Here is a 12,569-nt window from a genome sequence, read left to right as displayed (position 1 = left end):
GAGAATGCTAAATGTTTGATTACATTTTAAACATCTCATTCTTTTTAAATCAGAAGTATTCAAATTAAAACTAAAACACCTAATACATTTGTTTTCTTTCAAATTTGCTATATATGCAAGACATTGCTGTTCACTTTGAAAAGCATTGTTGAATTCATTCAGTTTCATTATTCCCTCCACAAGTACATGTGGGGAGAAGTCCGTAATATTTTTAATTTTATATATGATTCACCAATGAACGTAAATGATAAAAATTATTCAATCAATTATATTTGTGATAGTAATAATAATATAATTTCTATTTATTATACAAAATGAAATAATGATAATCTTGTTTCAAATATCAATGTTAAAACTTATGAAAGTTATAGTGGAAATAATGATTATGGTATGTGATATTATGGACCTACAACTGTTATTAGTAATTTTACGCAAGATGGTAAGATTGCTAGCTGAAAAGATTTTATTACTATATATCCAACATTAACTTTTGATGATAATTCATTTTTTTCTGTTTATTGTCAATATGGTAAGGAACAATATAGTGGTTCAAAATTAAGCATTGATACTTCTAAAATTGATACTAGTTACAATTTTAATCATAACTTTTGATCAGTAAGTGTTAATCATGATGGAGGAATATTTGGGGCTCATGTTGAAATAAAAGCTGATGCACAAATTTGACATGATGATCATAATATTTATATTAGTTATAGATGATATGAATATTCTAAATTTGCAACGGAAGGTGCTTTTTTCTCAACTACACTAAATCAATAATCTTTTATTAACATTATGAAATAAAATTTATAAAATGTTATATCTATTATTATAGATTAATAAGATATTTTAATTTATAAAAAATATTATTTTAGGATACTAAAAATAGAAAGGAAAAATACAATGAAACAATTATTAATTACTTTAAGTACATTAACAACATTAACTTTAACAAGTAATAGTATTATTAATACTATTGATGCTACTAATACTACCATTAATAAATTATTAGCAAATAAATCATGAATAAGTGATTCTGTAACTTCATTATTTAATAATCAATATGGCTATTTAAATGATAGTGATATAATAACTAATCAATCAATAACTGATCATAAGTTTTATAGTTATGACACATCAGCTTTAAAAAGTTATACTTTTGCTAATGCAAGAGATGTTTTTTTAGTAAATAATGAAGGAAATTTAATTTATAATCCTGATGTTATTATTCCTGCTGATCAAAAATTAAATATTGAAAATACGATGCAAGAAATGATTAGTCATAAAAAAATAACTACAGTTAAAGCAAATTACAATTCTTATAGTAATAGTCAGTATTCATCTACCGATTTTAGTGGTGATAATACTGATTGACAATATATTCAATTTGGTGGTGTTAATAAACATATTGATATTTCCCAACAAGCAGGTGCTGATAAAGTTGAACATAGCAATAGTTTAAGTGAAACATCAGGTTTATATTATATTGCAAAAGCAGTAATTGAAAATAAGATTAGTCAGTCAGTTGCTATTAATTTGGGAATATATTTTATAGCACAAAGTAGTTTAAAAGGAAAAATTAATAATGACTTAATTACTAAAATTATTGATTTAATTATTAATAATAAATATGTTTATAATTTTATGTTAAATATGCCATTTTCAAATGATGATACGAGTTATGCCATTAGTTATATTTTTGATCATAATAATAATATTATTGAGTTAAATTATAATCATTATAGTTACGAAAAAAGTAATACAAGTAATTTTGAAACTCATGTTAGTCCTGGTCCTTTTGCTTCAGTTGATTATACAGGTGATATTTATATTAATTATCAAGATTTATATTATTTAATTAATAATCAAAATAATTGAGATGTAATTTATAAGTATTTTACTAATGGAAACTTATTTGATTATAGTAATATGGAGCATGAAATTGGTGATAATTGAACTTTTAAAAATTTTTGAAATTCTATATTTAAAGATAATTTAACAAAATTTTTAAATAATGTGGGTTTTAATGGAATAATAATTCATATTGACTGTTATGGTACAGATATATGACATCCTTCATTAGTTGATAAATTTTATATTAAAAGTATTTCTCAATGAAATTAAATACTTACATACTAAATTTACTTTTTAAAATGAGCATTTTATTAATCTTCTTAAATAAAATTAATAAAGTGTTATATTTAGTATAGATTAGCCAGATATTTTTTATAAAATAATTTTTAGTAAACTTAAAACGAAAGGAGAATGTAACATGAAACAATTACTAATGACATTAAGTACATTAACAACATTAACTTTAACAAGTAATAGTATTAATAATACTATTGATGTTGCTAACACTACTGTTAATAAACTATTAACAAATAAATTATCAATAAGTGATTCTGTAACTTCATTATTTAATAATCAATATGGTTATTTAAGTAGTAGTGATTGAATTACTAATCAAATAGATAATAACTATTATAGTTATGATACTAGTCATGCTGATTATCCATTAAGTGATGGTAAGACATTAGCACGAACATTATTTACTGTTGATAATAAAGGTGAATTAATTTATAAAAAAGATGCTATGATAACAGACAAAGATAAAGTTGACGTTAATAATACTAAACAAGAAATGATATTTCATCGTAAAGTTGCTACTATTAATAATCCAACGGAAATGTTTAGTAATCTGTGTAACTTACAAAAATAACTATGTTTAATTAATTCTAGTAAATATAATTAAATGACTAGAAAGAGTGAGTTACAGATGGCTAAAAAAGATAACTTTAATAATAATGATCCAATATCAAAAGCAGTAGATTTATTACTATAAAATACTGAAGATTTAACAACAGTTTTTAAACCTGGCGGTTTATATAAAGAATTAACAAAAAGATTAGTTGAAAAAATGTTGAATTCTGAAATGCAAAATTATTTAGGATATGAAAAAAATCAACATAGTACTACTGAAAATTCTCGTAATGGTACAAGTTCAAAAAAATTAATAACTCAACAAGGTAAAATTGAAATTGATGTACCAAGAGATCGCAATAGTAATTTTACTCCTGTAATAGTTCCTAAAAGGCAAAGAAGATTTGATGGTTTTGATCAACAAGTTCTTTCCTTGTATGCAAAAGGAATGACATTATCTGACATTAGAATGCAGTTGCAAGAGTTATATCATGGTGCTGATATTAGTGAAAGTGTTATTAGTCAAATTACTGATGATGTTATTGATGATGTTAAAGCATGACAAAATCGACCATTAGAAAGTATTTATCCTATTGTTTATTTTGATTGTATAGTAGTTAAAGTACGACAAGATAAACGGATTATTAACAAATCAGTTTATATAGCATTAGGATTTGATTTAGAAGGCAAAAAAGATGTTTTAGGATTATGAATTAGTGAAAATGAAGGTTCTAAGTTTTGATTATCTAATTTCACAGAAATGAAAAATCGTGGCTTAAATGATATTCTTATTGCTTGTAGTGATAATTTAACAGGCATGTCAGAAGCAATACAATCAGTTTATCCTAAAACAGAACATCAATTATGCATTGTTCATCAAATTAGAAATAGTTTAAAATATGTTTCATACAAACATCGAAAAGGTCTAGTTGCAGATTTAAAACCAATTTATAGTGCATGTAGTGAAGAACAAGCAATGCAAGCTTTAGAATCGTTTGAAAGTAAATGAAATAAACAATATCCTCAAATTACTAAATCTTGATATAAAAATTGAGATAATTTAATGGTTTTTATTAGTTATCCAGTAGAAATCAAAAGAGTGATTTATACTACAAATGCTATTGAATCTGTTAATAGTCAATTACGAAAAATCATCAGAAATAAAAAAGTTTTTCCTAATGATATGGCAGTTTTCAAAATATTTTACTTGGCAATTGAAAATGGAATGGCAACCTTTTTTAGGACTATTTTTTGGTAGACATTTGTTTTTGATAATTAACTGGAGTTAAGTAGTTTAAAGTGCTGTGAATTCTTATGTTGTTATATCAATTGATGTAATCAAATAATTCTAATTTTAATTTGATTAATGATGTAAAATTTTTATCATTAATAAATTCGTTTTTGAAAGTTTTAAAGGTTGCTTCAGCAACAGCGTTATCATAAGGACAACCTTTTTTGCTTAAAGAGCGATTAATATTGAATGCTAGTAAAAGTTTATCAATAATTTTATTATTAAATTCATTACCGCGATCACTATGAAATATTTGAATATCTTTTAAACAGCGATTTGAGTGCATAAATGCTTGATATACTAATGATGCATCTTTTTTAGTACCTACACTATGTCCAATTATTTCGCGGTTAAATAGGTCAATTAATAAACAAATATAGTTTCACTTACCATTTACTTGAACATAAGTTAAATCACTAACAATAACTTCATTTTTAACTCTATTATTAAAGTTTCTATCAACAAGATTGTTTATTGGACTATCGTTAACTTTGTTATTATGATTTTTGTATGATAATTTAGTGTATTTTGATATTAAATTATGTTTATTCATAATTTCTTTAATTTTTCGTCTTGATAAATAAATTTCTTGGTTTTCTAGAATGACTTTTAATCTTCTAGTACCATAAACTTCTTTATTTTCTTTAAAAGCACTAATAACAGCTTCATCATAAATATTATTTTTGATTTTATTTTCTTTTTTCTTTAAATTAAAATAATATGTTGATTTAGAGATTTTTAAAAAATGACACATTGTGCGAATTTTATATTTAACTTTATTTTTGACAATAATTTCTATTTTCTGCCTATTATTAGTGCTGCTTGCTTTAAAATATCATTTTCCATTCTTAATTGTTTTAATTCTTTTCTTAATTTAATTAATTCATTTTCTTCAACAGAACGATTATCTTTAGTTTTAAAACTACCTGAATTAGTAAATTGCTTAATTCAATTGTAAGTAGCTGCTCTTGTAACATTATATTCTTTAGCAAGGCAAGATACTGATTTGCCACTTTGATATAAAGCTACTATTTGTTTTTTAAATTCATCGGTATATGAGTTAATATTGGCCATAATTATAGTTCCTTTCTTTGTTCACTTGTCTACGTAATTAGTGTCCAATAAAGTGTAACCCATCCATGGTTTTATCTTATCTTTAGATGAATAAACACCAAACATGGAATTCCATCAACAGATATTGCAAAAGAATTGGGAGTGACTTTGAAAACTGCTTGAAGAATTACTCATAAAATCAGAACACGTATTGCAAAACAAAAACCTCAATTTATTGTTGAAGGTACAGTGCAAATTGATGAAATGTATCTTTCACATATGGGTTTTAAAAAACAAGGAAGATCCTTGGTGAATAAAACCTTGATTGTTGGCATTTATCAAAAAACAACCAATAATTTAATTGTGAAAGTATTGAAAAACGCAAAGAGTAAAAATCTTTTGCAGTTTGCAAAAAACCACATTTCTTCAAAATGTCTTGTATATACTGATTCTTGAAAAGGATATTGCGATTTTAAATCAGTTTTCACTAAGCATGAAACAGTTAACCATCAAGATGGCTATGTTTCAAAAATTGGTGTAAATACCAACCAAATTGAATCAGTTTGAAAACATATAAGAAGAACATTTAAAACACATATCAAAGTTGCAAAACATCATGTTCATTTATATGCTAAAGAAGCTGCATATAAATTCAACAAGATACCTAGTTTTGAAACTGTAATTCTATGTTTGATTTAAAAATGTGGGGAGAAGTCCGTAGATAGGCTTTTCTCAGCATTTATGTGATAAAATTAAAATAGTACATAAAGGGAGAAAAGCCTTATTTTTAATCATTCATTTTGGAAGTGATAATTTATATTCAACATAATCAATAAGAATAGATTGTGGTTTATCTTTAACAATTTGTTCTTTTTTAAATTCTATTTGCATAATAATCCTTTCCTAATATGTTCTGTTGCTTCTAGCATAAAGAACATATATTTTGATTTTTAGATTATTAATAATACTACTATTCGTTTTATTCATTTCAGCAATTCTGGGCTCAAAAATAAATTATGAAATTTTAAAAAACATTGAGGCATTCGATTCAATATTTATTTAATTTGTGTTTAACAAATTAATATTTTAATTGAACCGGCACCGCTCAATTTTTTTTACAAGTTTGAAATTTATTTTCTCGCCCAAAAAATTTTTCAAAAAAAATAAAAAATAAAACCAACACTTGCTCACTGGAGAGTGGCAAGGTTGGTTAAATAAAGAATAGAATTAATACAATAGGTCCCTACAACAGGTCTATATATACTAGTTTCCAATTCGCTCCCACCCCAAGAATTACCATTAATGGTTAGTATAATTTATTAGGTATCACTCCACTTTTTATTTATCCATGCAAGTCCACATGCTAGCTACTATTTTTAACAACTGTGTTGTAGTTCACTTTTTTAGTTCCCTAACACGTGTTGATAATAGCGTTAAAGATGGTTATTAATTATTAACTTTCTCCTACTTGGTCACTGCGTGTAGTAGATATTTAAAGGGTGCTAATAATAAAAAATTTTAAAATTTTACAATTACAAAAAAAGACAAGATTTTTATTCTCGTCTTTTGTCATTTATTTTTAATTCAAGGGTTAAAAAAATTAGGAAGTTATTTTTATAATATATTATATTGAATAAAATTTGTTAAATTTGTTATTCGCCCAATTAAATTAATTAAGCACTTGTTGTTTGCTTTTGGTTTTTACCGTTACTTTCTCATAATAAATCAAAGGCTTTATTACGTTTTAGGGTAGTAGTCACTAAACTTAAATCTTTAATATTTGCTTTAACTTCTTCAATGCTTATTTTAAATTGGTCGGCAAATGTTGTTAATTGTTTTTGAACTTCTTCTTCGGTAATTTCTATTTTTTCTTGTTTAATAATTTCTTCAATAACTAAAAAATTCTGAAGTTGCATAATTGCATCCTTTTTTATTTCATTAATAATTTCTTCATGAGATAAACCGGTTGCTGCCATATAGTTTTCAATTGTAAAGTTTTGATTAGATAATTGTTTTTTAAATTCATTTTCTAAACGTTCAGTTTCATTTTTAACAGCAAAATTTGGAATTATTATTTTTGAATCTTTAACAATTTTAGCAATAAGTTCTTCCATAAATTGTTCCTTAATTGTCATTGTTTTTTGTACTTCAATTTGTTTTTTAATATTTTCTAATAATTGTTCAGTAGTAGTAATATCTGGAATGTTAACATCTTTTACTAATTCTTCTAAATCTTCATTAATAACTTTTGTTTTTATTTCGTTTAATTCAATTTCAAATTGTACTAATTGACCTTTTAAATTTGGAACATGATAATCTTCTGGGAAAGTTACTTCAATAGTTTTTTTAGATTTAGGTTCCATACCGATCATTCCTTCTTCAAAACCAGGAATAAATTTACCAGAACCAATTTCTAATTCCATGTTTTTAGCTTCACCGCCAGGGAATTTTTTACCTTCTAAAAAACCAGTAAAATTAAAAACCGCAGTATCACCTTTTTCTAATTTTCCTTTTTCTTTTGGATTAAAAATAGCAAAACGATCTTGTAATAGTTTAATTTGAGTATCAATTTCTTCTTGATTAACAGTTGCTACAGGTTTTACTATATCAATAGCACGATATTTACCAATAGTAATTTCTGCTGGTAAATCAAATACAAACATTATTTCACACTCTTTAATAGTATATTTTTCCACATTAACTTCGGGTTGATTAGTAGGCATTAAGTTAGGTTTTTGTTTTAAGGCAAAATCATAAGCAATAGTAATAACTGCTTTAGTTGCTGTTTGTAAAGTTTGTTCTTCAGTTACATGTTTTTTAGCCATTTTAGTAGGAACTTTTCCTTTACGAAATCCAGGAATTTCTACTTGTGCAATCAATTTATTTTCAGCTTTTGCCAATTGATCTTTTCAAGTTTTAGCATCAATGGTAACATGTCATTTTCCAAGACCATTTTTTTCATCTTTTATAATATTTAATGTCATTTTTCAAATCTCTCCTTATGTAATTTGTTGTTGAATCATAATACTTAAGTATTTTTTTATTAAAGTAGTAGTAGTTTTAAATTTTTTAGCACTTTCTACCAATTTTACACTAATAAATTGGAAACTACAAGCACGAATATACAAAGCAGCTGCTAATGCTGCTGCTTGATTTTTATTAGGTAATGTTGGAAACAAATTCTCAAAATAACTATCCAATAAAAACAAGCAAATACCATAAATACCTGGATTATCAATATGAACTTCATCTTCAAATATTTTTGTAATCTTTAAATAAACGAGTGATTCTTGTCATTGTGTTATTTTTTTTGGATTAATTTTAAATGTATCATGACCTTTTATTACTTCTATTTCTTCATCAATACCTTGATTATTTAATATAAATAATAGTTGTGTTTTATTTATATTATTTATATTTTTATTTGTAAGATAAATCTTAATTGTTGGAAAAATTAACCTAGCATTATGACTTTGTAAATAATAAAATGCCACCGGATGAAGATCTTCATCAAATGGATTCATTAATACATGACTTATTCTCTCTAAATTTCACTCATGACTTTCATTTTTACTATTTAATCTAATATGAGTAGTAATATTATGATGTAACTCTTGTAATGTAACTTCATGATGAATAGGAATATAAGGCATCTCTAATTCATGTTTGACCAACTTCATTGCTTGATCTCATTTATTTTCACTAATGAGGTGGTTAATTTTACCAATAATGTCTTGATAATAATTGTCATTATTTATCATTATTTAGTTAAACCTTCTTAGTATTTTAAAATTTAATGGCGCCCACGAGAAGATTCGAACTTCTGACCCCCGCCTTAGAAGGGCGGTGCTCTATCCACTGAGCTACGTGGGCATAACATTTACCATAAGTAATCTTAACTTGTTTGATTAAAAAATGCAATTATTAATTGGCTACTTTTCAATAAAATAATAATAATAATAATATATTTAATATTATTTTGATATTTCATTATGTACCTTTAAGTAATATTTTTTTTAAAAAAAATAAAATATTTTCATTTTTTTATACGGACTTCTCCCCACATGTACTTGTGGAGGGAATAATGAAACTGAATGAATTCAAAAATGCTTTTCAAACTGAACAGCAATGTCTTGCATATATAGCAAATTTGAAAGAAAACAAATGTATTAGGTGTTTTAGTTTTAATTTGAATACTTCTGATTTAAAAAGAATGAGATGTTTAAAATCTAATCAAACATTTAGCATTCTCACAGGCACCATATTTTCAAGGTCACAAACATCTTTAACATCTTGGTTTTATCTTATCTTTAGATGAATAAACACCAAACATGGAATTCCATCAACAGATATTGCAAAAGAATTGGGAGTGACTTTGAAAACTGCTTGAAGAATGACTCATAAAATCAGAACACGTATTGCAAAACAAAAACCTCAATTTATTGTTGAAGGTACAGTGCAAATTGATGAAATGTATCTTTCACATATGGGTTTTAAAAAACAAGGAAGATCCTTGGTGAATAAAACCTTGATTGTTGGCATTTATCAAAAAACAACCAATAATTTAATTGTGAAAGTATTGAAAAACGCAAAGAGTAAAAATCTTTTGCAGTTTGCAAAAAACCACATTTCTTCAAAATGTCTTGTATATACTGATTCTTGAAAAGGATATTGCGATTTTAAATCAGTTTTCACTAAGCATGAAACAGTTAACCATCAAGATGGCTATGTTTCAAAAATTGGTGTAAATACCAACCAAATTGAATCAGTTTGAAAACATATAAGAAGAACATTTAAAACACATATCAAAGTTGCAAAACATCATGTTCATTTATATGCTAAAGAAGCTGCATATAAATTCAACAAGATACCTAGTTTTGAAACTGTAATTCTATGTTTGATTTAAAAATGTGGGGAGAAGTCCGTAGATAGGCTTTTCTCAGCATTTATGTGATAAAATTAAAATAGTACATAAAGGGAGAAAAGCCTTTTTATATTATAATATTTTTTGTAATTTAATAATTGTTAATTACTAATATAGAAATTATTTATATATTAGGATTTTTATTAAATTAAATATTGAAAAAGAAAAGGAAGAAAAGTATTATGCCTAGTGAAATAAGTACAAAAAGAAAAGTAATTGCTGGTGTCACAATAACTACAGGAACATTAACAACAACTGCAGGAATAACAACAGCTTGTGTTGCTGCAGCACCTATGACTGGTGGTGCTTCATTATTACCAGTTGCTATTGGTACAACTTTAATAGCTGGTGGAATGGCTACTACTACAAATTTTGGAAGAAAAGAATCAAGAATTAACAAATTTTTAAGAACAAATCCTACTATCCCCACAGTAAGAGTATCAAAAGAAAATGTTAATCCTAATGACATTAAAGAATCACGATTTAAGGAATTTTTAAGATTAAGTGGTTTTGTTTCTACAAAAAAAGTATCAAAAGCAAATATTACTCCTGATTACATTAGAGTATCTAATGAACTAGCAAATTCATCAAAAGAACCAGTTATGAGAACCAGAAGTTTAACAGTAACTTCTGTCTAAAAAAAACAAATTACATATTCATTTAAAAAATATTAAACGGACTTCTCCCTACATGTACTTGTGGAGGGAATAATGAAACTGAATGAATTCAACAATGCTTTTCAAACTGAACAGCAATGTCTTGCATATATAGCAAATTTGAAAGAAAACAAATGTATTAGGTGTTTTAATTTTAATTTGAATACTTCTGATTTAAAAAGAATGAGATGTTTAAAATGTAATCAAACATTTAGCATTCTCAAAGGCACCATATTTTCAAGGTCACAAACATCTTTAACATCTTGGTTTTATCTTATCTTTAGATGAATAAACACCAAACATGGAATTCCATCAACATATATTGCAAAAGAATTGGGAGTGACTTTGAAAACTGCTTGAAGAATGACTCATAAAATCAGAACACGTATTGCAAAACAAAAACCTCAATTTATTGTTGAAGGTACAGTGCAAATTGATGAAATGTATCTTTCACATATGGGTTTTAAAAAACAAGGAAGATCCTTGGTGAATAAAACCTTGATTGTTGGCATTTATCAAAAAACAACCAATAATTTAATTGTGAAAGTATTGAAAAACGCAAAGAGTAAAAATCTTTTGCAGTTTGCAAAAAACCACATTTCTTCAAAATGTCTTGTATATACTTATTCTTGAAAAGGATATTGCGATTTTAAATCAGTTTTCACTAAGCATGAAACAGTTAACCATCAAGATGGCTATGTTTCAAAAATTGGTGTAAATACCAACCAAATTGAATCAGTTTGAAAACATATAAGAAGAACATTTAAAACACATATCAAAGTTGCAAAACATCATGTTCATTTATATGCTAAAGAAGCTGCATATAAATTCAACAAGATACCTAGTTTTGAAACTGTAATTCTATGTTTGATTTAAAAATGTGGGGAGAAGTCCGTAGATAGGCTTTTCTCAGCATTTATGTGATAAAATTAAAATAGTACATAAAGGGAGAAAAGCCATATTAAATTATAATTCATAAAATGAATAATATAACAAAAATAATTAATTTATATTATAATTATTTTATAATTTAATAAATGTTCATACCTAATATAGAAATTATTTATATATTAGGATTTTTATTAAATTAAATTTAAATGAAAAGGACAAAGATTAAAAGATATGCCTACAGAAAATCAAATATTATTTAGCAAAGCAGAACTTAAAGGACTTACTAAAACACAAATACAATCATTTACAAACACTGTCAATAAACAAGAAATTGATAAATTTATTTTAAGTATCATTAAAGCAAATGATAATAATGGGTTACCAATTTGAAGACAATTATTGCAACTATTAAGCCCATATCAAGTTTCAACAATTAATTCCAACTTAATTCCCTTATTTACAAAAAATAATTTACTGCTTTATGCTTTTTCAAAAAAACAAATGAAAGCACTTACAAAAATACAAATACAAGCATTTACAACAGAACAAATAAAAAATTTCAGTTATAATAAGTTTTCACTACTAGAAAAAGGAATAAGAAAAGCATTAAAAACAATTAATAATCAATTAACAATAGAATATGATTTTTATGAATTTAAATTTCAAATTGAATCATTAACTCCAAAACAATTAGAATGATTTACTTCTAATCAAAAGGCAGCATTTACCAAAGAACAAATACAAGTGTTTACAAAAGAACAAAAAAAATCTTTTAATAAACCATCTATACAAACAAGAAATCAACAATTAAATTCAAATTTTAATGTGAATAATATAAATGCTATTTTTGAAACCGAAACATTACCTAAAACAAATAATCCAATAACACCTTCATGATAAAAAGTAATGCCTAATATTTAGGCATTACTTTTTATTGTAATTAAATTATTTTGTTTTTATTTTTTTTTATAACTAAAATTTCATACTTTTTTTATATAAGAATAAGAATAAGAATTTTAATTAAGTTATAATTAAAATATGAAATTTGATT

13 protein-coding genes, 1 tRNA gene and 1 pseudogene are annotated in these 12,569 nt (G+C 25.2%); 9 read left to right on the top strand and 6 right to left on the bottom strand.

Annotated features, from left to right (window positions below; all coding sequences use genetic code 4):
* The first annotated feature begins 186 nt into the window (after nucleotides 1–186).
* The 4 genes and pseudogenes from AACL02_RS04425 to AACL02_RS04410 form a co-directional block, all read left to right on the top strand.
* On the top strand, nucleotides 187–780 hold the full coding sequence (locus tag AACL02_RS04425; protein ID WP_339042988.1) for a hypothetical protein: 594 nt from the start codon (nucleotides 187–189) through the stop codon (nucleotides 778–780).
* A gap of 123 nt (nucleotides 781–903) precedes the next feature.
* A complete protein-coding gene (locus tag AACL02_RS04420) occupies nucleotides 904–2,124 on the top strand; it encodes a hypothetical protein (RefSeq protein WP_339042986.1) in 1,221 nt (406 codons plus the stop codon).
* Nucleotides 2,125–2,272: 148 nt separating this feature from the next.
* On the top strand, nucleotides 2,273–2,722 hold the full coding sequence (locus AACL02_RS04415) for a hypothetical protein (protein ID WP_339042984.1): 450 nt from the start codon (nucleotides 2,273–2,275) through the stop codon (nucleotides 2,720–2,722).
* 135 nt (nucleotides 2,723–2,857) lie between these two features.
* Nucleotides 2,858–3,922: pseudogene (locus AACL02_RS04410) on the top strand (IS256 family transposase); the annotation flags it as partial.
* A gap of 25 nt (nucleotides 3,923–3,947) precedes the next feature.
* On the opposite strand, the gene AACL02_RS04405 reads toward AACL02_RS04410, so the two are convergent.
* Nucleotides 3,948–5,068, bottom strand: a protein-coding gene (locus AACL02_RS04405; RefSeq protein WP_339042982.1) for an IS3 family transposase whose coding sequence is annotated in 2 segments (ribosomal slippage) — nucleotides 3,948–4,825 and nucleotides 4,825–5,068 — 1,122 coding nt in all. Because the reading frame shifts where the segments join, the coding sequence is not laid out codon by codon here.
* A 141-nt stretch (nucleotides 5,069–5,209) separates the two neighbouring features.
* Between AACL02_RS04405 and AACL02_RS04400 the strand changes: the two genes are divergently transcribed.
* The gene (locus AACL02_RS04400) at nucleotides 5,210–5,746 is read left to right on the top strand and encodes an IS1595 family transposase (protein ID WP_339042980.1); all 537 of its coding nucleotides are present in this window, start codon (nucleotides 5,210–5,212) and stop codon (nucleotides 5,744–5,746) included.
* Here AACL02_RS04400 and AACL02_RS04395 read toward each other — a convergent pair.
* From AACL02_RS04395 to AACL02_RS04375, 5 genes are all read right to left on the bottom strand, one after another.
* A complete protein-coding gene (locus AACL02_RS04395; RefSeq protein ID WP_339042978.1) occupies nucleotides 5,732–5,938 on the bottom strand; it encodes a hypothetical protein in 207 nt (68 codons plus the stop codon). The two genes, AACL02_RS04400 and AACL02_RS04395, sit on opposite strands and share 15 nt — an antisense overlap.
* Before the next feature lie 782 nt (nucleotides 5,939–6,720).
* Nucleotides 6,721–8,031, bottom strand: a complete 1,311-nt coding sequence (gene tig, locus AACL02_RS04390) for a trigger factor (protein ID WP_339042976.1) — start codon at nucleotides 8,029–8,031, stop codon at nucleotides 6,721–6,723.
* Nucleotides 8,032–8,046: 15 nt separating this feature from the next.
* Nucleotides 8,047–8,808, bottom strand: a complete 762-nt coding sequence (locus AACL02_RS04385; RefSeq protein ID WP_339042974.1) for a DUF3196 family protein — start codon at nucleotides 8,806–8,808, stop codon at nucleotides 8,047–8,049.
* A 36-nt stretch (nucleotides 8,809–8,844) separates the two neighbouring features.
* Nucleotides 8,845–8,920, bottom strand: a tRNA-Arg gene (locus AACL02_RS04380).
* Between the two features lie 143 nt (nucleotides 8,921–9,063).
* Nucleotides 9,064–9,186: a hypothetical protein gene (locus AACL02_RS04375; protein WP_339042972.1), complete on the bottom strand. Its 123-nt coding sequence runs from the start codon at nucleotides 9,184–9,186 to the stop codon at nucleotides 9,064–9,066.
* Between AACL02_RS04375 and AACL02_RS04370 the strand changes: the two genes are divergently transcribed.
* The 4 genes from AACL02_RS04370 (at nucleotide 9,132) to AACL02_RS04355 (ending at nucleotide 12,418) form a co-directional block, all read left to right on the top strand.
* The gene (locus AACL02_RS04370) at nucleotides 9,132–9,953 is read left to right on the top strand and encodes an IS1595 family transposase (protein ID WP_339042970.1); all 822 of its coding nucleotides are present in this window, start codon (nucleotides 9,132–9,134) and stop codon (nucleotides 9,951–9,953) included. The two genes, AACL02_RS04375 and AACL02_RS04370, sit on opposite strands and share 55 nt — an antisense overlap.
* Nucleotides 9,954–10,153: 200 nt before the next feature.
* Entirely contained in the window at nucleotides 10,154–10,609 is a 456-nt protein-coding gene (locus AACL02_RS04365) for a hypothetical protein (protein WP_339042968.1), read from the top strand.
* A 78-nt stretch (nucleotides 10,610–10,687) separates the two neighbouring features.
* The gene (locus tag AACL02_RS04360; protein WP_339043581.1) at nucleotides 10,688–11,503 is read left to right on the top strand and encodes an IS1595 family transposase; all 816 of its coding nucleotides are present in this window, start codon (nucleotides 10,688–10,690) and stop codon (nucleotides 11,501–11,503) included.
* Nucleotides 11,504–11,749: 246 nt separating this feature from the next.
* Nucleotides 11,750–12,418 carry a hypothetical protein gene (locus AACL02_RS04355; RefSeq protein ID WP_339042966.1) on the top strand — a complete coding sequence of 223 codons (669 nt, stop codon included), beginning with the start codon at nucleotides 11,750–11,752 and terminating at the stop codon, nucleotides 12,416–12,418.
* The last annotated feature ends 151 nt before the right edge of the window (nucleotides 12,419–12,569 follow it).

It is taken from the genome of Spiroplasma endosymbiont of Apeira syringaria (assembly GCF_964020205.1).
GTDB lineage: Bacteria > Bacillota_I > Bacilli_A > Mycoplasmatales > VBWQ01 > Spiroplasma_E > Spiroplasma_E ixodetis_A.
The sequence above is the reverse complement of the archived record's forward strand: the minus strand, read 5'-3'. Positions and strand labels throughout refer to the sequence as shown.